This is a genomic window from Myxococcus stipitatus DSM 14675 (assembly GCF_000331735.1).
In the GTDB taxonomy this organism is placed as follows: Bacteria; Myxococcota; Myxococcia; order Myxococcales; family Myxococcaceae; genus Myxococcus; species Myxococcus stipitatus.
The window spans coordinates 7,107,263-7,129,544 of the sequence record NC_020126.1; the positions used below are offsets into that span (position 1 = coordinate 7,107,263).

18 protein-coding genes are annotated in these 22,282 nt (G+C 70.6%); 8 read left to right on the forward strand and 10 right to left on the reverse strand.

Features of this window, described 5'->3' with window-relative positions; genetic code table 11:
• Positions 1 to 8 precede the first annotated feature (8 nt).
• Complete coding sequence (locus tag MYSTI_RS27275) at positions 9 to 1,442, reverse strand: alkaline phosphatase family protein (protein ID WP_015351033.1); 1,434 nt, start codon at positions 1,440 to 1,442, stop codon at positions 9 to 11.
• Positions 1,443 to 1,747: 305 nt separating this feature from the next.
• On the opposite strand from MYSTI_RS27275, the gene omp85 reads away from it, so the two are divergent.
• Complete coding sequence (omp85, locus tag MYSTI_RS27280; RefSeq protein ID WP_015351034.1) at positions 1,748 to 2,920, forward strand: Omp85 family outer membrane protein; 1,173 nt, start codon at positions 1,748 to 1,750, stop codon at positions 2,918 to 2,920.
• Position 2,921: 1 nt separating this feature from the next.
• Here the strand turns inward: omp85 and MYSTI_RS27285 are convergent, their stop codons facing one another.
• The 5 genes from MYSTI_RS27285 to fni are packed head-to-tail and all read right to left on the reverse strand — an operon-like array spanning position 2,922 to position 8,361.
• Positions 2,922 to 4,001 carry a mevalonate kinase family protein gene (locus MYSTI_RS27285; protein ID WP_015351035.1) on the reverse strand — a complete coding sequence of 360 codons (1,080 nt, stop codon included), beginning with the start codon at positions 3,999 to 4,001 and terminating at the stop codon, positions 2,922 to 2,924.
• Entirely contained in the window at positions 4,001 to 4,987 is a 987-nt protein-coding gene (mvaD, locus tag MYSTI_RS27290) for a diphosphomevalonate decarboxylase (protein WP_015351036.1), read from the reverse strand. The genes MYSTI_RS27285 and mvaD overlap by 1 nt, the downstream gene beginning before the upstream one ends.
• 8 nt (positions 4,988 to 4,995) lie before the next feature.
• On the reverse strand, positions 4,996 to 5,928 hold the full coding sequence (mvk, locus tag MYSTI_RS27295) for a mevalonate kinase (RefSeq protein ID WP_015351037.1): 933 nt from the start codon (positions 5,926 to 5,928) through the stop codon (positions 4,996 to 4,998).
• A gap of 5 nt (positions 5,929 to 5,933) precedes the next feature.
• Positions 5,934 to 7,322, reverse strand: a complete 1,389-nt coding sequence (locus MYSTI_RS27300; RefSeq protein ID WP_267881071.1) for a hydroxymethylglutaryl-CoA reductase — start codon at positions 7,320 to 7,322, stop codon at positions 5,934 to 5,936.
• Positions 7,303 to 8,361 carry a type 2 isopentenyl-diphosphate Delta-isomerase gene (gene fni, locus MYSTI_RS27305; RefSeq protein WP_015351039.1) on the reverse strand — a complete coding sequence of 353 codons (1,059 nt, stop codon included), beginning with the start codon at positions 8,359 to 8,361 and terminating at the stop codon, positions 7,303 to 7,305. The genes MYSTI_RS27300 and fni overlap by 20 nt, the downstream gene beginning before the upstream one ends.
• Positions 8,362 to 8,514: 153 nt before the next feature.
• On the opposite strand from fni, the gene MYSTI_RS27310 reads away from it, so the two are divergent.
• Positions 8,515 to 8,937: a hypothetical protein gene (locus MYSTI_RS27310; RefSeq protein ID WP_044900671.1), complete on the forward strand. Its 423-nt coding sequence runs from the start codon at positions 8,515 to 8,517 to the stop codon at positions 8,935 to 8,937.
• A 55-nt stretch (positions 8,938 to 8,992) separates the two neighbouring features.
• On the opposite strand, the gene MYSTI_RS27315 is transcribed toward MYSTI_RS27310, so the two are convergent.
• Both MYSTI_RS27315 and MYSTI_RS27320 read right to left on the reverse strand, forming a co-directional pair.
• The gene (locus MYSTI_RS27315; RefSeq protein WP_015351041.1) at positions 8,993 to 11,371 is read right to left on the reverse strand and encodes a TonB-dependent receptor family protein; all 2,379 of its coding nucleotides are present in this window, start codon (positions 11,369 to 11,371) and stop codon (positions 8,993 to 8,995) included.
• A gap of 186 nt (positions 11,372 to 11,557) precedes the next feature.
• Positions 11,558 to 13,015, reverse strand: coding sequence for a delta-60 repeat-containing protein (locus tag MYSTI_RS27320; RefSeq protein WP_015351042.1), 1,458 nt, complete (start codon positions 13,013 to 13,015; stop codon positions 11,558 to 11,560).
• Between the two features lie 187 nt (positions 13,016 to 13,202).
• Between MYSTI_RS27320 and MYSTI_RS27325 the strand changes: the two genes are divergently transcribed.
• The 3 genes from MYSTI_RS27325 to MYSTI_RS27335 all read left to right on the forward strand — a co-directional run bounded on the left by MYSTI_RS27325 (position 13,203) and on the right by MYSTI_RS27335 (position 16,953).
• Positions 13,203 to 14,432 (forward strand): imelysin family protein, encoded by a 1,230-nt coding sequence (locus MYSTI_RS27325; RefSeq protein ID WP_144370160.1) that lies wholly within the window; start codon positions 13,203 to 13,205, stop codon positions 14,430 to 14,432.
• Positions 14,425 to 15,837 (forward strand): HTTM domain-containing protein, encoded by a 1,413-nt coding sequence (locus MYSTI_RS27330; RefSeq protein WP_015351044.1) that lies wholly within the window; start codon positions 14,425 to 14,427, stop codon positions 15,835 to 15,837. The genes MYSTI_RS27325 and MYSTI_RS27330 overlap by 8 nt, the downstream gene beginning before the upstream one ends.
• A gap of 138 nt (positions 15,838 to 15,975) precedes the next feature.
• On the forward strand, positions 15,976 to 16,953 hold the full coding sequence (locus MYSTI_RS27335; RefSeq protein WP_015351045.1) for a zinc metalloprotease HtpX: 978 nt from the start codon (positions 15,976 to 15,978) through the stop codon (positions 16,951 to 16,953).
• 36 nt (positions 16,954 to 16,989) lie between these two features.
• Here the strand turns inward: MYSTI_RS27335 and MYSTI_RS27340 are convergent, their stop codons facing one another.
• Complete coding sequence (locus MYSTI_RS27340) at positions 16,990 to 17,817, reverse strand: 2-oxo acid dehydrogenase subunit E2 (RefSeq protein WP_015351046.1); 828 nt, start codon at positions 17,815 to 17,817, stop codon at positions 16,990 to 16,992.
• Between the two features lie 240 nt (positions 17,818 to 18,057).
• Here MYSTI_RS27340 and MYSTI_RS27345 point away from each other — a divergent pair, with 240 nt between their 5' ends.
• Entirely contained in the window at positions 18,058 to 19,056 is a 999-nt protein-coding gene (locus tag MYSTI_RS27345; protein ID WP_015351047.1) for a coiled-coil domain-containing protein, read from the forward strand.
• A gap of 45 nt (positions 19,057 to 19,101) precedes the next feature.
• Here MYSTI_RS27345 and MYSTI_RS27350 read toward each other — a convergent pair whose 3' ends face one another.
• Complete coding sequence (locus MYSTI_RS27350) at positions 19,102 to 19,602, reverse strand: MarR family winged helix-turn-helix transcriptional regulator (protein WP_015351048.1); 501 nt, start codon at positions 19,600 to 19,602, stop codon at positions 19,102 to 19,104.
• 114 nt (positions 19,603 to 19,716) lie between these two features.
• Here MYSTI_RS27350 and MYSTI_RS27355 point away from each other — a divergent pair, with 114 nt between their 5' ends.
• Positions 19,717 to 21,093 (forward strand): TolC family protein, encoded by a 1,377-nt coding sequence (locus tag MYSTI_RS27355; RefSeq protein ID WP_015351049.1) that lies wholly within the window; start codon positions 19,717 to 19,719, stop codon positions 21,091 to 21,093.
• A complete protein-coding gene (locus MYSTI_RS27360; protein WP_044900672.1) occupies positions 21,090 to 22,223 on the forward strand; it encodes an efflux RND transporter periplasmic adaptor subunit in 1,134 nt (377 codons plus the stop codon). The genes MYSTI_RS27355 and MYSTI_RS27360 overlap by 4 nt, the downstream gene beginning before the upstream one ends.
• Positions 22,224 to 22,282: the final 59 nt, after the last annotated feature.

Below are 22,282 nucleotides of genomic sequence, written 5' to 3' on the forward strand. Positions count from 1 at the left end.
CACCCGAGTCACGGTGCCCACCGCAAGCGATGCGCGGGCTCCAGGTAGGCCTCGGCGAGCCGGTCATGCAGGTCCGCGCAGTGGCTCAAGCCGGACAGGTCCACGGGGGCATCCGCGGGCCAGCACACCAGGCTGTTGGCCTCCGTGCGCGTCAGCCCCCCGTGCGAGCCGAACTCCCAGGCGAAGCCCACCGTGCCGCCTCGGCGCACCGCTTCGCCGAAGAGCACCAGGTCTCCCGCCGTCTTCATGGAGGGCAGACCTCGGAGGAAGTCCCTCACGGCGGGGCGGCTGAACTCGGAGGCCAGCGGCGCGCGCTCCAGGTCCTCCAAGCCATAGACGCCGCCCTGCACCACCAGCGCGGCGGAGGGGCCTCGCTTCATCGCGACCAGCCCCACGTCGGGGTTTCGCGTCGCGCGCGCCAGCATGTCCGGGTAGCGCGCCAACACGTCGTGTGCGTCCAGCGCCTCGCGCTCACCGGAGAGATAGACGTGGGCGAAGTTGCCGCACTCGACGACCACGGGCGTGAAGGGCTCACGAGGACGCACGTCCTGCTCCGGCCGAGAGCGTCCATCACACAAGCCGCGCGCCACATCGTCGGAGAGCGGCACGGCGGGCCCCTCATCGAAGAGCACGGACTTCAGCCGTGCGCCCTGCCGCTGCTCCAGGGGAACACTGTCCACGTGGCCGTGGTCCGAGAGGATGACGACGTCGTAGGGCCGCTCCACCGCGCGCGCCATCGCGTAGAGCTCCGCGAGGTACGCATCCACGCGGTGCAGCTCCGAGCGCGCCAGCGGCGAGCGGGGACCTCTGCGATGCGCCGTCTCGTCGTAGTTGCCGTACACCAGGTAGATGACGGGCACGCCGCGCGCCATGTCCACCAAGGCCTTGGTGTGCGCGAAGCTCCACCCCAATCGCTGGAAGAAGATGCGGCTGGCGAGGAAGGCGCTCTCGTGGCTCCAGCTCCCCAGCGCGCGCGCCCACCGCACCGTCTCCCGCGCCGCGCGCCACGCCTCCACACCCAACGAGCGCAAGAAGGACCAGACACTTCGAGTCCTCGCCGAGGACAGCCCCAGCATCTCGAAGGAGAAGGCGTGGGCCATCAGCTTCAGGCTGCCCAGCGTGCTCATGCTCAGCGCGTTCTCCGCGCCCGCACGGAACAGCGTGAAGTACCCATGGCCTCCGCCATCCAACAGGCTGTCGCGCCCGGTGCCCCGCAGCCGCCGCTCGACTTCCAGCGCGTCCGAGGGCACGTTCATCCGCAGCTCGCGCCCCAGCGCACGGTCGAACCACGAGTACGCCGGCAGGTTGGAGTGCCTCAGCCCGTACAGGAGCCCCGCTTGGAAGTACGGCGTCGAGGTCGGAGAGCCCCAAAAGGCGTCATCCAGGTGAAACTCGCCGGACCGGATGAGTCGGGAGAAGAACGGCAGTTGGCCGGCAACCATCGCCTCGTCCAGGAGGGCTTTGGGTACGCCGTCAAGGTGGACAATCAACAGGTTCCTGCGCCCATGCGCCGCCACGGGCGGAACTTTTGAGCGAATCCGCCGTGCAAGCGCACTCGCCCACATCCCAGAAGTTGGAGTCATGGCAGCACTCACGTTGACGGCTCCCCTCCCCCAGCAGCCAAAATGAGCACTTGGGGGGACGGCCGCCTTCAGTCGAAGGCAGCCCTCCTGGAATGCAGGCGGGCAAGTAGCGCCGTCCTTCTGTCGGGATGGTTCCGACACAGTGACGCGTCACCACGGTCCCCATGCTCCTTCCCGCTGTCCTGCTCGTCATTCTTGCCGCCGCGCCGGTGAAGTCGCCTTCCCGGCCAGCACCAGGACTGCCCCCCACGCAGACGGACTCCGGCTCGGACATCATCGCGCTGCCGATGATGACGTTCAGCTCCGACCACGGGCTGAGCTACGGCGCGGTCGGCGGCATCTACCTGTACGGCCCGGGCAAGACGCCGTACGCGCACGGCATCGGCGCGCAGGTGTTGTTCAGCAGCCGAGGCGTGCAGAGCCACTACCTGCGCTACGACGGACCTCGGCTCATCGGGCCGCTGCGGCTGGAGGCGGGGCTCGAGTACAAGCGGGAGCTGCGCAGCCCCTTCTTCGGTGCGGGCAACCTGTCCGCACCGGACTTCCGCGGCGACGTGGACAATGAGCGCTACGCCTTCGACAAGGGCGCGCCCGGCGGGTGGTTCCGCCTGCGCGGCCGGCCCTTCGGCCCCGAGCATCCGCTCCAGTCCTACGTCGGCTACGCGTGGCGCTACACGAGCGTGGATGCGTATGACCACTCCATGCTGACGCAGCAGCGTCCGCTCGGAATCGAGGGCGGCTCCACGGGCCAGCTCCTGGTCGGCGCGCTGTGGGACACGCGCGACGACGAGACGGACCCGCTGGAGGGGGGCGTGGAGGAGATTGCCTTGCGCGTCTCCGGACAAGCCACGGGCAGCCGCTACCAGTACGCGGGCATCACCTTGAGCGAGCGCCGCTACGTGCGGCTGTCCTCGCGCCTGACGCTGGCGCAGCGGCTGACGTTGGACATGCTGTTCGGCGACGTCCCGTTCTTCGAGTGGAGCAACACGGGCGGCGTCAACGTGTCCGAGGGCATCGGCGGCATGAGCAGCGTGCGCGGCATCGAGCGCAACCGCTTCTCCGGCAACATCAAGGCGTTCACCAACACGGAGCTGCGCTTCCACGCCACGAACCTCCAGGTGTTCGGCAAGAGCATGAAGGTGGGCGCGGTGATGTTCCTGGACCTGGGCCGCGTGTGGCACCCGGGCGTCCCGGACGGCGAGTGGCACGAGTGGCACCCGGGCATCGGCGGAGGCGTGCGCCTGTCCCGGCGCGCCGCCATCGTCCGCCTGGACTACGCACGCTCGACGGAGACGGGACGCCAGCGCGTCTACGTCACCTTCGGTCACATGTTCTGACTCAGACGAGCGCGTCCATCCACGCGCGAAGCCGCGCGTCCACGTGCGTCTCTCCGCGGACGCCGGACTCGGGCTCCAGCAGCAGGGTGTGGAAGCCGCGAGCCTCCAGTCCCTTGCACAGCTCGGCGCGCGCCTCCGCGTCCGGTGCGAAGAGGATGCAGCCGTCTCCCCCCCCCGCGCCCGACAGCTTGCCCGCGCAGCCGTAGGCGGACGCCATCGACAGCACGCGCCGCATGGCCTCCGTCTCCAGCGGGCCCAGCTCCAGCAGCAGCGCGTGCTGCGCTGTCACGGCCTCGGTGAAGGCGCGGAAGTCGCCCCCCGCGAGGCCCTCCTCCACGGACTGCCCCACCGTGTCCGAGCGAGCCACGAAGGCGCGCCGGCCCACCTCCTCCAGCCGCGCCTCCACCTGGCCGATCAACACCTTCGTGGAAGCACTCTCGCCCGTGAACGCATACGCCATGGCCACGCGAGGCACGGGCAGGCGCCACACGTCCACCGAGGGGGACTCCACCAGCGCGGCCCCAAGCCGCCCACCGTTGCTCGCGTCGACCAGCGGCGACACGTCGTAGCGCCGATACCGCAGCACTCCTCCCGCGAAGCTCGCCGCCACGTCGCCGCCGCTGCCCTTGCCGCCCTGCCCCAGCGTGTGCGCCAGCAGCGCGAGCTTCAGCGTGTCGTGGCGCTCCTCGAGCACGTAGCGAGCACCTTCCGCCGCGAGCACCGTCGCACACGCGCTGCCGCCCATGCCCAGCTTCTGGCCATTGGGGCCCACCGCGGAGGGCGCTATCGCGAGGTCGAAGCCCTGGCTCGCGCGGCCATGCGCTCGCAGCGCCTCATCGAGCGCACGCGCCACGAAGAGAAAGCCCTGCGGCACCTCGCGTGCCCAGCGCACTCCCTTGGGCGTCACGCTGCCCGCGAGCGTCCCTTCCTCCAGGCAGACGTGGACACGCGCATCCTCGCGCCGCCGCACATAGGCCTCGGTGCGGGGCGCCACCGCCGCCACTCGCGCCACCCCGCCCCACAGCACCGCGTACTCGCCGGAGACGAACAGCTTGCCCGGCGCCGAGAGGGCGCGGTCCATCAGAACAGGTGCTCCTGCTTCAGCACCGCGTCGCCACCGGGCACGCAGCGGACCACGTCGAGCGCGCCGCACGCCCGCGCCAGCGCCTCCGCCGCCACCTCGTTCGCGGCGTTGGTCAGCAGCACCGGGTTGGGCCCCGCGTCCAGCGTGAACCAGACGGGCACGCCCTTCTTGCGCGCCTCGCGCAGCTGCTGGATGAGTCCCAGCGTGCCCGCGTTGAGGTAGCAGAGCGGTGGGTCGGCCGCGAGCGACGTGGCATGCATCCGCCACGCGTTGCGCTCACACAGCTCTCCCAGCCCCTGCAGGTCCTTCCGGGCGATGAGCTCACGCGCGCGAGGCACCTCCGCCTCCGCGTCGCGCACCCAGGCCGGGTAGTACGGACTGGTCTCCACCGTCTGCTTCATGCCGTCGCGGGACTTCACGTCCTTCTCGCCCCGGTCGACGACAGCCACCACCATGCGCAGGTCCGGCCAGTGCGCCGCATCGAAGCGCTGCACCGCGTAGCTGTCCTCGCCATCCGGACGCTCGCCGCGCAGCCACTCGCAGAAGCCCCCCTCCACGCTGCGGCACGCGGAGCCACTGCCCAGCCGCGCCAGGATGCTCGCCGCGCGCGCATCCGACGGGAGCCCCGCCGCCGCGCGACCCGCCACCGCCAGCGCCGCGAAGCCCGCGGCGCTGCTGGCCAGTCCCGCCGCCATGGGGAAGTCTCCGCGCGACACCACCTTCGCGGGCCCCAGGTCCTGCTTCGTCTGCGCGCGCACCGACTCCAGGAGCTTCAGCACGCGCTCGCGCTCGCTGCCCTTCGCGGTGTGGCCATTGATGTCCACCGCATCCGTCGCCACGCCGAACTCCACCGTCGTCGTCACCGACAGCGGCGAGAGCGTCATGGACAGGCTGGACTGGTGCGGAAGAATCAGCGCGTCGTCCCGCTTCCCCCAGTACTTCACCAGGGCGATGTTGGGATGCGCCAGGGCTGTGGCTTTCATGGGAACTCTCACGACGCCCGCGGTCCCGCGAGCTGGCTGCTGAAGCAGCGCACACCTTGCCGCGTGAGCTGGACCACCGCGGACTCAGGATCAGTGAACAGACCGACCACGGCCCCGCCGTCCCCACCCGCGCCGGTGAGCTTGGCGCCCAGCGCGCCCAGGCTCCGCAGTCGATACACCATCTCTTCCAACGGCGTCGAAGACAGGCCCAGCGCGGACAGGAGCCCCTGGTTGACGTTCATCGCGTCACCCAGCGCCTCCAGGTCTCCCGCCTCCACCGCCTTCGCCCCCTCCGACGCCAGCTTCCCCATCTCCTTGAAGATGCGCTGGTAGCGCTCCGGCCAGCGCGCCTGTCGCTGCCGCAACGCCGCCACCGTCTTCTTCGTGGGGCTGCGCTCGCCCGCCAGCGCCACCACCACCTTCAGCGCGCGCGGACTCTCCACCGTCTTGCCCTTGCCCACCGAGGACGCACCCGGCTGCTTGCGGTAGAGCAAGAGCTGCTCCTCCGCGCTCGTCGTGTGGTCCACGCCGGAGGGCGTGCCGTGGAACTCCTGCTCCATCGCCCACGCCAGGCGCGCGGCCTCCTTGGACGAAGGCGGCTTGCCCGCGGCGAGCAGCAGCATGCGCGCGCACGCGACGGACAGCGCCGCGGAGCTGCCCAGCCCCACGGCCAGCGGCAGCTCCGGGTCCAACGACACCTTCACGGGAGGCTCACCCACGAGCTTCGCCGCGCGGCTGAAGGCGCCCTGCAACAGCGTCCGCTGCGCCCGGTTCAGCGTGGAGGGCAGGACGAGCTGGCACTTCTTCGCCGGCACGCCTCGCGCCTTCACCCCCTGGGACAGCGGGCCCGCCAGCGCGGGGTGGCCATAGACGACGCTGTGCTCACCCAGGAGGATGACCTTGCCAGCGCCAAACGTGGACAGGGAATTTCCAGGGGCCACGGCGCTCAGAGTGTCGTACCGGTGGCTGCCGCGGCGTCCTCGGCGGACAGGCTCGCGAGAATCTCCCGCGCCTTCTCCACCTTCACGTGCCCCGCCTTCACCAGCAGGTCCGCGAGCTTCTCCACCCAGTCCCCGCGCGCGCCCGCCGTCACCGCCACGCAGCGCGCGTGCAGTGCCATGTGGCCCTTCTGGATGCCGATGCTGCCCAGCGCCCGGAGCGCCGCGAAGTTCTGCGCGAGCCCCACCGCCGCGAACACCATGGACAGCTCCCGCACGCTGTTCGCGCGCACGAGCTTGAGCGCCAGTTGCACGCCCGGGTGCACCTTGATGGGGCCACCCACCATGCCCAGCGCCATGGGCAGCTCGATGCGGCCCACCAGGTGCCCTTCCTCCAGGTACCACGTCGAGAGCGGACGGTACTGGCCGCCGCGGCAGGCGAACGCGTGCGCGCCCGCTTCGATGGCGCGCCAGTCCTGACCCGTGGCGATGGCCACCGAGTCGATGCCGTTCATCACGCCCTTGTTGTGCGTGGCCGCGCGGTACGGGTCCGCCTCCGCGAAGCGGCTGGCCTGCGCGATGCCCTCGGCGATGACCTCACCGGGCATCTCGAAGTCCGCCAGGAGCGACAGCGGAATGCGGCACGTGGCGCGCGACAGCCGGCGGTCCGCCAGGTTGGAGAGGATGCGCAGGTACACCTTGCCGCCCGTAATCTGCTCCACGAGCGGCGCCACGCCCTCCGCCACGGTGTTGATGAGGTTGGCCCCCATCGCCTCCTGCGTGTCGATGAGGACGTGGACGACGAGCAGCGGCTCACCGCGCGGGCCCTCGGGGGCCGGCAGCACGCGAACCTCCACGTCCTTGGCGCCGCCGCCACGGGCCACCATGGCCGGGTGGAAGCTGTTGGCCAGCGCGAGGATCTGCTCCTTGTGCGCGAGAATCTTCTCCGTGGCCTCGGTCGGGTCGCCGTACCGCGTGACCTGGATCTGGCCAATCATCATCGACTCGTCGGCCTCGGCGATGAAGCCGCCAGCCTCGCGGACGATCTTCGCGGCGAACGACACCGCGGCCACCACGGACGGCTCCTCCACCGCCATGGGGACCAGGTAGTCGCGCCCGTTGACCTGGAGGTTGAGCCCCAGGCCCAGCGGCAGGGAGAAGGTCCCCACCGCGTTCTCAATCATCTGGTTGGCCAGCACCGGTTGCAGGGCCTCGGTCCCACGCAGCTGCTCCAAGTCACCGGGCGACAGCCGGAACATGCGGGCGAGCTGCGCGAGGCGCTCGTCCATCGGCAGCTTGTGGAACCCGGCGAGCCGGGACGTCACCGTCTCAGACATATTGAGTCTTCCTTCTTTCCCACGTCGACGGACACCCGCACTACAGCGCCGCCATCCAATCCTTCAAGACCCCGCCCACCACCCGAGGACGCCGCCGCAACTCCGCGCAGCTCCTGCTCCCCGTCAGCACCAGCGCATGCCGCAGCCCCGTGAGGATGACCTCCAAGGCCCGCTCCGCCCCCTCCACCCCGCCCTCCTGCTGCGCCCGGAACAGCGGGAGCGCCATGCCCGCCAGGTCCGCCCCCAGCGCCAGCACCTTCGCGACCTCCAACCCGGTGCGAATCCCACCACTGCCCACCAGTCGGACCTGCGACCCCACCGCCGTGCGCACCGTCGCCACCGCCGCCGCCGTGGGAATCCCCCACGTGCTGAACTCCGCCCCCACCTTGGCTTGTACGCCCGAGGCCCGAAGCTGTTCCACCCGAACCCACGAAGTGCCGCCCAGCCCGGACACATCCAGGTTGCGCACCCCCAACTCCACCAGCCGGCGAGCCACCTCCGGGCCAATGCCACACCCGGTCTCCTTCACCAAGAGCCGCTCGCCCAGCGCTCCCACCAACGCCCGCACTATCTCGTAACCGCCTCGGAAATCCCGGTCGCCTTCCGGCTGGGTCAATTCCTGCCCGGCGTTGAGGTGCAGCGCGATTCCATCCGCGCCAATCGCATCCATCAACCGCCGCACCCCGTCCACGCCCAACCCCACCGCCTGGTACATCCCGATGTTCCCCAGCAGCGCCACCGTGGGGGCCACCTGCCGCACCTGGAACGTCACCGCCCTCGCCGCGTCCTCGGCCATGGCGCGCTGACTGCCCACACCAAAGGCCAGGCCATGGCGCTCGGCGACCAGGGCGAGGTCACGATTGACCGCGCCTGCTCGCTCGGTGCCGCCCGTCATTCCGGTGACGAGCAACGGGTAGCGCAGCTGCTTGCCCAGGAACGGAGTGGAGAGGTCCACGTCCTCCACGGCCATCTCCGGCATGGCGCAGTGGACCAGGTGCACGTGCTCCAGCAGGGTGCTGTTCTCGACGGGCTCCACCTCGCCCTTGGCGCACAAGTCGAGGTGAGCGTCCTTACGCCGTGCTGTGATGTCCTCGACCATGGCTGAGCCGGTCCGTCCCCGAAAACCCTCAAGTCGTGTAAGTGCTTGAAGGGGCGCGGGTTTCCTAGCAAGCGCCAGGGGAGCGGTGCAAGCCAAAGGACCCCGAGCGGTTCGCTGCGGGACGCCAATGGACGGATGCGGCTGCTGGACGGTATGAGGCCCCGCGTGAGCGCGCCCGCATTGCCCAAGGTCGTCGTCTTCCTGCACGGCGGAGACTACGACCGGGTCCACCAGGGACTGTCCATCGCCGCCGCGGCGACCGCGTCCGGGCGGCGCGCGGAGGTGTACCTCTTCTGGTGGGCACTCGAGCGGTTCTTGAAGGGCTCACTGGATGAGCCGGACTTCGAGGGCCGCGACGACATCTCCGAGCGCTTCGAGTCGCGCGGCATGCCCACGCTCCGCGCGCTGCTGGAGCACCTGAAGGAGTCGGGCCTGTGCACGCTCGCCGGCTGCACGGGCTCGCTCGGTGCGCTGGGTGCCGAGTCGGAGACCGCCCGCAGCGGCATCGAGCTGTGGCTGGGCTGGAGCGCCATCCTCCAGCGCACCGCGGGCGTGACGGACCGCTTCTACCTCTGAGCCTTCACGGCACGCCCTGGCCAGGTGAAGCCAGGGCGCGCGCGGTTCTCGCCACTCAGTTGTGCGCGAGCTTGAAGCCCAGAATCACCGTGCGCGGCGCGTTGGGACGAGCGCCATAGGGACGCCGCGAGACGATGTCCTCCGCGTCCAGCACGTTGCGCGCGCTCAGGTAGAGCTGCCCCCAGCGCGTGAAGTTCCAGTTCGCGTTCACATCGAACGTCAGCAGCGAGTCGGTCAGCTCCCCCGGAGCGGCCTCACCCTGCCCGGCCTTCTCGCGCATGCTGTCGATGTAGAGCGCGCTGACGAACACGCCGCCCAGCGCGCCTTCCACACCCGCCGAGGCGAACACCTGGTGGTGAGGCACGTACGGCAGCTCGTCTCCCGCCTTCACCGCGCCGAACTGGGGGTCCGCCGAGCGGAAGTCGTTCAGCAGCTCCGTGCTCGTGAGCGTGTACGAAGCGGAGAGCGGGAAGGTCAGTCCGCCGCCGGGCCGGAAGGTCTTCTCCGCGTAGACCTCCAGTCCGAAGATTTGCGCGCGCCCCGCGTCCGTCTGCCGGTCCAGGTCCTCATCCACGCAGCCGCCAGAGAAGGTGCAGATGGCGGTGAGGTTCGTGTAGTCGTTGAAGAAGCCGACGACCTCGAAGCGCTCACCTCGGCGCGTCCAGCGGGCACCGCCTTCGTAGTTGATGCTCTTCTCCGGCTTCACCGAGTCCGGCTGGCCCGGCGACGGAGGCGAGAAGCCCCGGTACGCGCCGGCGAAGAAGCCCAGCTCGGGCGTCACCGCGCCATACGCGCCCATGCCGGGCATCAGCACCTCCAGCGAGCCCTCCTTGGCCTCACCCTTGAGCCGGTCCGCCGCGCGCGAGCGGATGATCTCCAGGCGCAATCCTGGAGTCAGCACGAACGGGCCCCAGGCGATGGCGTCCGTCACATGCAACGCGATGGCGTGGGTGGCGTCCTTGTTGCTCGCGGTGATGAACGTGGGCTCGCCAGCGCGGACCAGCTCGCCCCCCTCCATGTTGTAGGCGTCCTCGGAGTGCTTCCGGTCGATGCTGTCGTAGTGGAAGCGGGCGCCCACTTCGATGCTGTGACTCAGCGGCCCGGTGGTGGTGCTCCACCGCGCGACGCTCTGGACGCCCTGGGAGACGAAGCTGCGGTCATTGGGGCCGATGAACAGCGTGTCCTGGGTGGACGACGTGTCGAGCTGTCCGGTGAGCACGCCGTAGTAGATGGCGTTGCGCGCGCTCGTCGGGTCGGCCAGCACGTTGGCGATGGCGGCGCCGCCGAAGCGGTTCACCTTGCGCCACACGCGCGCGAAGTCGTTGCGGTAGGCCGTCGTGGTGATGGCCAGCGAGCCGGACTCCAGCACGTGGCTGGCGGCCACCTGGGTGCGGTGCCACTTCATCTGGTCCAGCGCGCTGGCGGCATAGCGGCGCAGCGGGTCGGCGCGGAAGTCCTCGTCGGACAGGCCCAGGTACGTCTCGTTGGACAGCTCGTCCGAGTAGCCCAGCTTGATGTTGAGCGTCTGGCGGACCTCGCCCTCGGGGACCAGGCGGTAGCGCGCCTTGGCCATCCACTCGTTGCGGCGGAAGCCCGTGGTGCCGCCTCCGTCCAGTTCCTTGAAGCCGTTGCTGCGCAGGTGGATGCCTTCCACCAGGAAGCCCGCGCGCTCGGTGCTCGCGCCGAAGACGCCGTGCGCCTTGCCGTACAGGTAGCCGCCGCCAGCGATGTCCAGCCACGCGGACTCGGACGCGGGGATGTCCCGGGTGATGAACTCCACCGAGCCCGCCACCGTCTGCGGACCATGCTGGATGGCCGACGGGCCCTTGAGCACGCGCACCGACTGCATCCGGGTGACGAGCGGGAAGAAATAGGCCGCGGGCGCGGAGTACGGCGCCGGGCCGAAGAGGACACCGTCCTCCAGCAGCGTGACCTTCTTGCTGCGGTCCGGATTGACGCCGCGCAGGCCCACGTTGGGCCGCAAGCCGAAGCCGTCCTCGCCGCGCGCGTAGACGCCCGGCACGCTCATCAGCACGGTGCTCGGGTCGTCCTTCTCGTAGCGCTCCAGCTGGGCCGGCTTGACGATGTGGACCGAGCCGCTCGTCCGCGTCTCCGAAGTCCCCACCACCACGCTCTCGAACTTCTTCGAGTCCGCCTCGGGCAACAGATCCACCGTGGGCGCGGGCGGCTCGCCTCCGGCACGCTCCACCGTCGGCGCGTCACCGGGCGTCGCGAGCGCCTCCGCGGCCTCGGGCGTGGCCACCGGCGAAGTCTCGGCGGGAAGCTCCGGCGCGGGCGGGGGCTCGACAGCGGGAGCCGAGGGCGCGACGGCCTCCACCGGCGCGACCGGGCCCGTCTCCGCGGGCTGGGCTGGAGCCGCGCTCGCCTCGGGCTGCACCGTCTGGGCCACCGCGGATGAAGCCAATCCCCACATGAGCAACGGAGCCAGAGCGCTCCGTGCCCGCCTCGACCTGTCCTTGAGCCATGCCATCAGCGAAGTACGCCCTTGTCTCGGTGGTGCGGCGGCACTGCGTCAGACGCCACGAGCCGGAGGGGCCGGGTCCCCGAGAGGACCCTCCACTCCGGCTCGGGCACTACGTACTACGAACTCGCGCGACGGCTACTTGTCGGCCGTGCCCGCGACGACGACCTTGCCGCCGGTCTGGATGACGATGCCGCGGACGGCCTCCTCGACCTTCCCGACGACGAAGTTGTGCTTGACGATGCCGCCCGCGCCGAACGTGGTGTCCAGCGTGCCGTCCGTGTTGTAGCGCGCAATCACCATGCGGTTGTCGCCGCCCTCGGTGACGTAGCCCGCCGCGTAGACGCGGTTGGACTCGTCGAAGGCCACGCTCGTGAAGCGGTCATTCTCCGTCTCGGAGATGGGAACCGCCTTGGCGAACTCCGTCCCCGTGCCGCCCACCGGGATGATGGCGAGCACGCTGTCGTCGTCCTGGCTGGCACCCGTGCGGTAACCCGCGGCGGCCGCCCACTTGCCATCCTTCGACTTCGCCACGCCGAAGAACGCCTGCTCCGGACGCTCGAAGTCGTAGAACTTGTAGCCCTCCGCCGCGAACGTCGTGTCGCGGGCGCCGTTCTTGTCCAGCATGAACACCATGGCGGCGACCTTCCCGGCCGACGGCGTCACGCTGCCCACCGTGAACACGCGGTCGTCATTCAGGACAATCAGGTTGCGACCGCGGTCCTGGTCGCCGATGAGGTCCAGCAGCGCCACGCCGCCCGTGCCCCAGTTCTCGTCGCGCACACCCGCGGCCGTGAACCGGAAGTTCACCACGTCCACCGTGCCCGACGCCGCGCTGCGGCCGTAGCCCGTCGTCACGTAGCTGCCGTCGGAGAACTGGTCCACGGCGTACGCCTCGGCCATGCCCCACTCGGGGTTGGCCGCGCTCTGGCCCAGGAACGGCGCCGAGTTCACGACGCCCTTCCACCCGAAGGTGTTGTCCGGCTTGCCCGTGTCATCCAGACGCAGCAGGACGATGCGGTTCGCGGCCTGCGCGCCCACGCCCGTCGGCTGGCTGGTGTAGCCCGACGCGACAATCCTGCCGCTGCGGTCCACGATGCCGTGGCGCGCGCCGTCGCTCAGGTTGCTGATGTTGAGCGTGTGCACACCCTCGGTGGCGAACGCCGTGTCACGGGCACCGTCCGCCGTGAAGCGCATCACGAAGCGGTCCGCGTCCACGCGGTCACCGTCACCCCGACGGTTGCCGAAGACCACCAGGCGGTTGTTGCCGTCCACGGCCAGGCCGTAGGAGGAGTCACGCGTGCCACCGGACACCGTGGTCAGGTCCACGCGCGCGGTGCCGCCCGCGCCGAACGTCGTGTCCAGCGTGCCGTTCTCGGTGAAGCGAGCCAGCGCCACGTCGCTGTCGACCGCGGCGGGGCCGGAGTCAGGCTGCCCCGCGTCGGGCTGACCGGCGTCCGGGTTGCTGCCCGAGTCCGGCGTCCCTTGCGGCTCCTTCGGGTCGTCGTCGCCACACGCGCTGCCCATGAACGCCAGCGCCAGCGTGAGAACCGCCACGCCCGCGAACGACCTGCCCTGCTCCATCCGGCTCGACATCGTGAACCCCTCTCCCTGGGAAATGCTCTGTAACTTGCTAGCGATAATCGTTATCAAAATCGAAGGATCGGCTGCCTAAGCCAGGAGCCCTTAAGATGTCAAGGCGGCAACTCCCGGGTAGCTGGCAACCCGCCCCGATACTTTGAAATTGATTGTCATTGGCAACTTCATGGGTAAGAAGCCGTCCATGGACCACCTGACGCCGAGCCCCTTCGCCTCGCGCCACCCCCGCGCGTTCCTGCTCCTCGCCGCCCTGGCCTTCATCTCGGGGTGCAAGGGGTCCGACAAGAAGGAGACCCCGGGCCCCACCGAGCCCACTCCCACGGAGACGGCGCGGGTGGCGCTGCTGAAGGCGACGGGCGTGTGCGTGGAGAAGACGGCGCGTCAGTTCCAGACGGCGAGCGTCGCGCTGTCGGAGGCGGTGAGCCGGTACGCGAGCCAGCCCGATGCGACGAATCAAGCGCAGGCGCGCGCGGCGTACCACGAGGCCATGGACGTGTGGCAGGTGGCGGAAGTCATGCAGGTGGGCCCGGCGGCACCGCGCAGCGCGGCGGGCGGCGCGGAGCTTCGCGACAACGTCTACTCGTGGCCGCTGGTGAGCCGCTGCGCCGTCGAGGAGCAGATTGTCAGCAAGAGCTACGAGGCGGAGAGCTTCCCCACGTCGCTGGTGAGCCGGCGCGGGCTGTATGCCCTGGAATATCTCCTGTTCCACGAGGACGCGTCGACGGCGTGCCAGGGCACTTCGCCCATCGTCGCGCAGGGGACGTGGGCGGCGCTGGCCGCGGATGAGCGGGCCGCTCGCAAGCGCGCCTACGCCGCGGTGGTGGCCAAGGACGTGAGCCAGCGGGCCGCGCAGCTCGTGAAGGCGTGGGCGGCGGACCAGGACAACTTCCTCCAGACGCTGGAGACGGCGGGCTCCGGCAACCGCGTGTTCCCGACGAGCCAGGCCGCGCTCAACTCCGTCAGCGACGCGATGTTCTACTTCGAGCGCGAAGGCAAGGACCTGAAGCTGGCGCGGCCGCTGGGGCTGCGCGAGTGCTCGACGGAGTCGTGCCCCGAGCATCTGGAGTCACAGTTCGCCCACCGCTCGAAGGCCAACCTCCGCGCCAACCTCCAGGGCTTCCGCCTGCTCGCGGAGGGCTGCGGCGAGGGCTACTCCGGCACGGGCTTCGACGACCTGCTCGCGGCGTCCGGCGCGGAGGCACTCGCACAGAAGATGCGGGAGCGACTGGTCGGAGTGGAGACCGCGCTGGGCCGCATCGAGGAGGCGGACCTGAAGGACGCGCTGGCGGCGGACAAGGCCTCGGTGCGCGCGCTCCACGACGCGTTCAAGGGTGTCACGGACGTGCTGAAGACGGAGATGGTCACCGTGCTGGACCTGGAGCTGCCCCAGTCCGTCGAAGGGGACAATGACTGAGCGGCCCCGTCTCGAACGCCTCTGGAGCCTGCTGCTCGCACCGCGCGACATCGCGGCGCTGGTGGCGTTCCGGATGGCGCTCGGGCTGCTCATCACCGTCTCGTCCATCCGCTTCCTGGCCTACGGCTGGGTGGACGTGCTGTTCACCCGCCCCCGCTTCCACTTCACCTACTGGGGCTTCGACTGGGTGCCCGCGCTGCCCGCGCCGTGGATGCACGCGGTGTTCGCCGCGCTCGGCGTGCTGGGCCTGTGTCTGACGGCGGGGCTGTTCTACCGGGTGACGACGGTGCTGCTCTTCGTCGCCTTCTCGTACGTCCAGCTCGTCGACGTCAGCAACTACCTGAACCACTACTATCTGGTGAGCCTGCTGCTCGGGCTGCTCATCTTCGTGCCCGCGCACCGCGCGTTCTCCATCGACGCGTGGCGCAAGCCCGCGCTGCGCAGCGAGACGCTGCCCGCGTGGTGCACGCTGCTGCTGCGCTTCCAGGTCACCGTCGTCTACGTGTTCGCGGGCCTGGCGAAGCTCACCGCCGACTGGCTCATCCACGCGCAGCCCCTCAACATCTGGCTGGCGGCTCGCACGAGCATGCCCTTCGTGGGCCCGCTGCTCGAGGAGCGTTGGGTGGCCTATGCCGCGGCCTGGTCGGGCTTCCTCTTCGACACCACCATCGCCGCGTTCCTGCTCTCGCGCCGGCTGCGTCCGTTCGCCTACGTCGTGGTGGTGGTCTTCCACGCCGCCACGTCCCTGCTGTTCCCCATCGGGATGTTCCCGTTCATCATGGTGACGGCGGCGCTCGTCTTCTTCGACTCATCCTGGCCGCGCCGCATGGCCGCGCGCCTGCGGGGGGTGTCGCGCGCGGAGGGCATCGAGCCCCCGCCCGCTCCCGCGCCGCGAGTCCCCGGCTGGCAGGGCCAGGCGGCGCTGGGTGTGGTGCTGGCCTATGCGCTCCTCCAGGTGGCGATGCCGCTGCGCACGCACCTGTATGGCGGCAACGTGCTCTGGCATGAGCAGGGCATGCGCTTCTCCTGGCGGGTGATGGCGCGCGAGAAGAACGGCAGCGTGACGTTCATCGTCATCCAGTCGGCCACGGGGCGCGAGTGGCACGTCTCCCCGGGGGAGTACCTCACGCGACTTCAAGAGCGGGAGATGTCCGTCCAGCCCGACCTCATCCTCCAGCTCGCGCGACACATCGCCCGCGACTTCGAGGCGCGAGGACTGGGCCCCGTCCAGGTGCACGCGGATGCGCGCGTGTCGTTGAACGGGCGCGCGGCGCAGCTGCTCGTGGACCCGGACGTGGACCTCGCGCGAGAGGTCGATGGCCTGGGCGCCAAGCCCTGGATTCTCCCCGCGCCCGACTCGCCGCCCATCCGGCTGCGCCCCACCCTGCGCGCGCAGGCGCACTGAGCCTCGCCCGCCTGGCCGGTCTCCCGCCGAGGCTCCAACCCCTTGGATTCATGGAGCCGCTGGGGGGCTTTCATTGACGAGCCCGCCTCCCTGTTTACGTTTCTGAAGCCCCTGAGCGGCTGAAAGGAACGAGACGACATGGCTGACCCTGGCACCCGCGACACTTCCCGGAACGGCGGCGGACGTCCGGCGCTGCACGGCGGCGGTGGGTGGCACCGCCTGGGCAACGCCCTCAAGACGACGGTGCTGCTCGCGGGCCTCACCGCGCTGGTGCTCGTCATCGGCCAGCGACTGGGCGGCGCCCGAGGCCTGATGTTCGCCGGCTTCTTCGCCGTGGTGATGAACTTCGGCTCGTATTGGTTCAGCGACAAGATTGCCTTGGCCATCCACGGCGCGAAGCCGCTCCCCTACGAGCAGGCGCCCTGGCTGCACCAGATGGTGGAGCGGCTGGCCGCGCGCGCGGGCATGCCCAAGCCCAAGGTCTTCATCCTGCCCACGGCCGCACCCAATGCCTTCGCCACGGGCCGTAGCCCGAAGCATGCCGCCGTCGCGGTGACGTCCGGCCTCCTGCAGATCCTGGACAAGCGGGAGCTCGAAGGTGTGCTCGCGCATGAACTCGGCCACGTGCGCAACCGCGACACGCTCATCGGCACGGTGGCCGCCACGCTCGCCGGCATCATCAGCTACGCGGCGCAGACGCTCTTCTTCTTCGGCGGCTCCATGCTCAGCCGGAGCGATGACGAGGAGGGCGGTCTGGGCAACGCGTTCGCCAACCTGGGCCTGTTGCTGGTGGCGCCCGTCGCCGCCACCCTGTTGCAGCTCGCCGTGAGCCGCTCGCGCGAGTATGGCGCGGACGCGACGGGCGCCGAGCTGACTGGAGACCCGGATGCCCTGGCGGATGCGCTGCTGAAGCTGGAGCGCGGCGCGGAGCGGGTGCCCTACGACAGGGCCCCGGCGACGTCGCACCTGTTCATCGTCAACCCGCTGCACCACGGCGGCGTCATGTCGCTCTTCGCCACCCACCCGCCCATCCCGGAGCGCGTGCGCCGGCTGCGCGCCATGAGGGCGAGCACGGGCGGCTCCAGGTCGCGCGGCGGTTGGGAATACGCCTACTGATGCAACAGGGTGGCGTGGGAGGACCGTCCTCCCGCGTCAGCCCACCGAGGCCGCCGCACCCGGTGGACCGAACGCGGCCTCGGGGTCCTCCAGCAGCTCCTTCAGCGCGGTGGCCAGCACGCCCGCGTGGAAGCCGTCGATGAAGCGGTGGTCGATGGACGCGTTGAGGCTCATCACCTTCCCCACCACCACCCGCCCGTCCTCCACCACCGGCGTGTCACGCACGGCGCCGGGCGCCAGGAACACCGGCACCCGCGTGAAGGGCACCAGCGGCAGGTAGGCCCCATCCAACCCGAGCGCGCCCACGTCCGTGACGATGGCGGCGCCAAACGCGTCCCTCGGCAGCCCGAAGCGGCCCAGGTCCAGGTTGAGCGTCACCGCCAGGAACGACACGCACCGGGTGAACAGCCCCACCAGCGGCGTGGGAATCCACTCGAGCCAGCGCCCCACCCGCGGCGTCGCCGACGCTCCGCGCCCGGCCTCCAGCACCTGGACGATGTCGCGCAGCCCCTTCTGGTCCGCGTCCTCCACCCGCACCGGAGCCCATTCCCCAGGCCCGCCGTCCGTCCGCAGCAGCGCGGACACGGTGATGCGCTGGCGCAGGTAGATGCGGTGGAAGCGCAGCACCGCGTTGGCGTCCGGGCAGCGGCGCAGCGCCTGGGCCAGCGCCTTGAGCACCAGGTGGGTCACCGTCAGCTCCAGCCCCGTGCTCCGCCGGAAGGCCTCCATGTAGGCCAGCGCGCGGTCCATCCGCACCGTCAGCGTCCCGTAGACGGTGGGGTCATAGGCCGTCTCCCAGCTCCCCACCGCCAGCTTGCGGAAGCTCGACACGCGCAGCTTGGGTCTCAGCTCCAGGTGGGCCATGCGACGGGTGTACTCCAGGGGAGCGCGGGGCGGCGCAGCATCGCGGCTCCCGGCGAAGCGGGGAAGTCCCCGCCTGGACGGCTCCTCCCCGTGGGGGTGTGGATTTCCAGCGTGCACGGCGGGCGGGAACAGGGCATGGAGGCGCAAAACCCGGGGATAGCACCGGCCCACCCTTGACGGGCCTGTGCTGGGCGTTAGGCTGCCCCGCTTTTTGCAGATCCCTCCCGTGGAGGTCGTCCCGTGTTGGTCCTGGTCATCGCCCTGGCAGTCGGGCTCGCCATCTCTCTGTATTTCAATCTCTTCGGCGGCCCGAAGCAGGCCGCGCTCCCCTCCTCCTCTTCATCCTCCAATGCGCCCCGTGGCGACTTGGAAGCCGACCACAAGGCCGCGCGCGCGAAGGCGGAAGGTGAGCTGCTGCGGAAGCAGAAGGAACTGGATGAGCAGCGTGGGCAGCTCCAAGAGGTCAAGGAGCAGCTCAAGCAGGCCAAGCGCAAGATTTTCGAGACGAAGGAGTCCGACAAGGGCTCCCAGGACCTGGCCAAGGCGCGCGCCGAGGTGGAGCGCAACGCGTCCATCCAGCTCGAGCAGACCCGCCTGGAGCTGGCGCAGGTGCTCACCGAGAACCAGCGCCTGAAGACCGAGACCGAGGGCCGTGGCCGCCGCCGCGAGCCGCAGGCTCCGGCGCCCGTCGCCGCCCCGCAGCCCGCCGCGGCTCCCGCCCAGGAGGGTGAGGCCGCCGCCGCGCCCGTGGCCCCCGTCGCCGAGGCCCCCCGCGAGGACCGCACGCCCCGCCGCGTCATCCGCGAGCTGAGCGAGGCGGACCGCGAGAAGATGGACCGCCTGGAGCAGGCCGCCGCCAAGGACCGCACGCGCGCCGTGGAGCTGGAGAAGGAAGTGCGCCGGGTCAAGGGCCGCGCGGACACGCAGCAGCGCGTCTACGCCGCGACCAAGGGCGACCTGGACCTGATGAAGGACAAGTACAAGGCGCTGGAGAAGCGCCTGAACCGGACCCTGCTGGAGCGCGACCTCATGCGCCGCGCCATCAAGGACCTGGAGAAGAAGTCCGGCATCCTGGCCGACCGCACCGAGCTCACCCCGGAGGAGATGGCCGCCAGCGACCAGCGCACCGAGGAGACCATCCGCGTGCGAGCCGAGTCCGAGACGCAGGCCGCCGCCCCGGAAGCGCCCGCTCCCGAGGCCACCGCCGACGCCGAGGCCAAGCCCGCGCAGCAGGCCTGACGAAGACACCTTGTCGTGACGAGCCTGGGGCTCGGCCTTCCGGAATCACTTCCGGGAGCCGGGCCCCTCGCCGTTCTCGGGCTCGAGCCCCAGCGCCGGTCCACACGTGTCCGCGGCGGAACAGCCCGCGCCCCCCGCGCGCAGGGCCAGCCCGGACTGCAGTTTCTGCATCAGCCGCTTGAGCTCGTGCAGCTCCGGCTCCGGGAGGAACTCGCCCAGCTCGCCGTCCTGCTCCCGCAGCGCGTCCATCAGCAGGTCCAGCTCGCGCACGCCCTCCGCCGTCAGCTCCAGGCGGAAGCACCGCCGGTCCGAGCCCGCACGCCGCACCACCATCCCATCTTCTTCCAGGCGGTCCACCAGCCGGCTCGCCGCGGGCGCGTCCACCAACAGCCGCTCCGCGAGCGCCGCCTGCCGGCTCACTCCCTCGGAAATGACCTTCAGCGCCAGCAGTTGAGTGAATGGCCGACTTGTCCGCGCCCCGAGCTTCTCGGTGAGGTGGCGGCGGACGGTGCGACGCAGCGAGGCGAGTTGCTCCGCGAAGGTCATCTCAGCCTACGAAATAGTTGTCGCCTACAATGGTTGTCAATTACATCGGCTGCGCGGTTGGCTGTTGGGGGGAGTCGATCCACACCTGTCGTCAACATTGCCTGGCCCCTTGGTATGTCTTCCCCCACCGTCCTCCTCTTGGCGCTCGTCGCGAGCTCGACGCCTCCCGCGTCGAGTGCCCCCGTCCCTCCCCCCGTGCCGTTCCAGACGAAGGTGGAGGACCCCATGCTGGCCCCGGTCCCTCCCGCCTCGCAGCAGGTCGGCACCTGGGAGCAGGCGCTGGCCCTTGTCCGGGAGCGCTCCACGAACCTGCGGACCGCGGAGGCAGGCGTCCAGCGCGCCGAGGGCCGCTGGCGTCAGGCCCTGGCCGCGCTCCTGCCCAACGCCCGAGCCTCCGCGAGCGCCGCGCATGACTTCCTCAACTCGGACACGCCCGTGGGGGTGTTCGCCACGCCCGCGCTGGAGGGGCGCAAGCCCACCACGCCCATCGTCGGCACGGTCAGCGCGTCGCTGAGCCAGTCGCTGGTGGATGTGGGCGCGTGGCGCAACCTGTCCTCGAACGCCGCCGCCGAGCGTGGCGCGGTGGCGAGCCTCCAGGACATGCGCCGCCGGCTCACCCTGGGCCTGGCGCGCTCGCTCGTCGCCACGGTCGCGGCCGAGCGCGCCGCGGAGCTCAACCGCGTGGGCCTGCTCCAGGCGCTGGAGCGCTCCGCGTTGACGACGCGCTCGTTCGACCTGGGCGCCAGCAACCAGCTGGACGTGGTGCGGGTGAACCAGGATGTGGCGCTGGCGCGAGGCTCGCTCGTCGCGGGTGACGAACAGCTCCGCCGGGCGCGTGAGGCGCTGGGCATCGCCCTGGGCTTCGGCCACGCGGTGGGTGTGGCGTCGTCCTTCAACCTGAATGGGCTGATGGAGGATGCACGCAAGGCCTGCACGCCGCTGGAGGACCTGGAGTCCCGTCCGGACCTGGTGTCCGCGCGCGCGCAGGTGGAGTCCTCGCGCGACAGCCGACGGCAGGCCTCCGCGGGCTACCTGCCCACGTTGGGCCTGACGAGCAACCTTCAAGGCGTGACGACGGACCCGGACTTCGGCCGGTTCTCGTCGTGGAGCATCGCCGCCGTGCTGTCCGTCCCCATTTGGGAAGGCGGCCTGCGCGGAGGGCTGGTGCGGGAGCGCGAGGGAATCGAGAAGCAGGCGGAGCAGACGCTGGAGAGCAACCGCCGCGATGCGTCCGTCGAGGTGGAGCAGGCCCGGCGCGGCGTGGACGTGGCACAAGCCCTGGTGAAGACGGCGTCGGAGTCACGCGAGCTCGCGGACCGGACGGACCGGCTCACCCGGCGCTCCTTTGAAGTGGGCCGAGGCAGCAGCCTTGAGCTGGTGCAGAGCGGAGCGGCCCTGCGCCAGGCGGAGTTGACGCTGGCGCTGCGCGAATTCGAGCTTGTCCAGGCGCGCCTGGACGCATTCTTGACGGAGGCCCGGTGCGACTGGTGAAGCGGGTGCGCCCCCTGATGGCGCTGAAGATGACGTTGTGGAGTACCGCCCTGCTGGTGGCCGCGGGGTGCGGGGGCAAGCCGCCTCCGCCCGCGGCCCCGCCTCCGCGCGAGGTGCAGGTGCTGACGCTGGCGCCCAGCGAGGTGCGGGACACCAGCGAGTACCTGGGCTCGCTCCTGTCGCGGCAGAACATCACGGTGCTTCCGCAGGTGGCCGGCTACGTGCGGCGCATCCACGTGAAGCCCGGCCAGAAGGTGGAGGCCGGGGCGACACTGCTGGAGGTCGACTCGCGCACCGAGACGGCCGCGCTCGACAGCGCCCAGGCCCAGCAGAGCTCGGCCGAGGTGAACAAGGAGCTGGCGCGCCGCACCTTCGCGCGCACGGAGGCGCTCTACAAGGAAGGCCTGGCCAGCGCGCAGGAGATGGAGCAAGGCCGCGCGCAGCTCGAGGCCTCCGAGGCCGCCGCCCGGTCCGCCGCCGCGCAGGTGGCCCAGCGCCAGGTGCAGCTGCAGTTCCACGCCGTGCGCGCGCCCTTCGCGGGCACGGTGGGCGACGTGCTGGTGCGCCTGGGTGACTTCGTGGGCGCCACCACGCCGTTGACCAGCATCGCGCAGGCGGACGTGCTGGAGGTCAGCGTGTCGCTGCCGTCGGAGCGGGCCCGCTCGCTCAAGCCGGACACGGTGCTGGAGGTGCTGGACTCGAAGGGCCAGGTGCTGCTCACCAGCCCGCTGTTCTTCGTCGCGCCGCAGGCGGACCCTCGCACGCAGTTGGTGGAGGTGAAGGCGGCCTTCCAGAACACGGTGGGCCTGCGCCCCAGCGAGCTGGTGCGCGCGCGCATCGTCTACTCCAAGCGGGACGCGCTGCAGTTGCCCGCGCTCGCCGTGGTGCGCCTGAGCGGCCAGCCCTTCGCCATGGTGGTGCAGGAGAAGGAAGGCAAGACGGTGGTGGAGCGCCGCCCCATCACCCTGGGCTCGTTGGGTGAGATGGCCTACGTCATCGAGAGCGGACTGAAGCAGGGCGACCGGGTGGCCGTCTCGTCGCTCCAGGCCCTGCGCGACGGAATGGCCGTGAAGGTGAAGTCCTCCGACGCCGCCCCTGGCGCCGGTGCAGCCACGGCGGGCAGCCGCTGAGCAGGCCCGGGCCTCGCCGCACCCGCGCGCGAGGCCCGGCTGCCGTCACGAGAATGAGG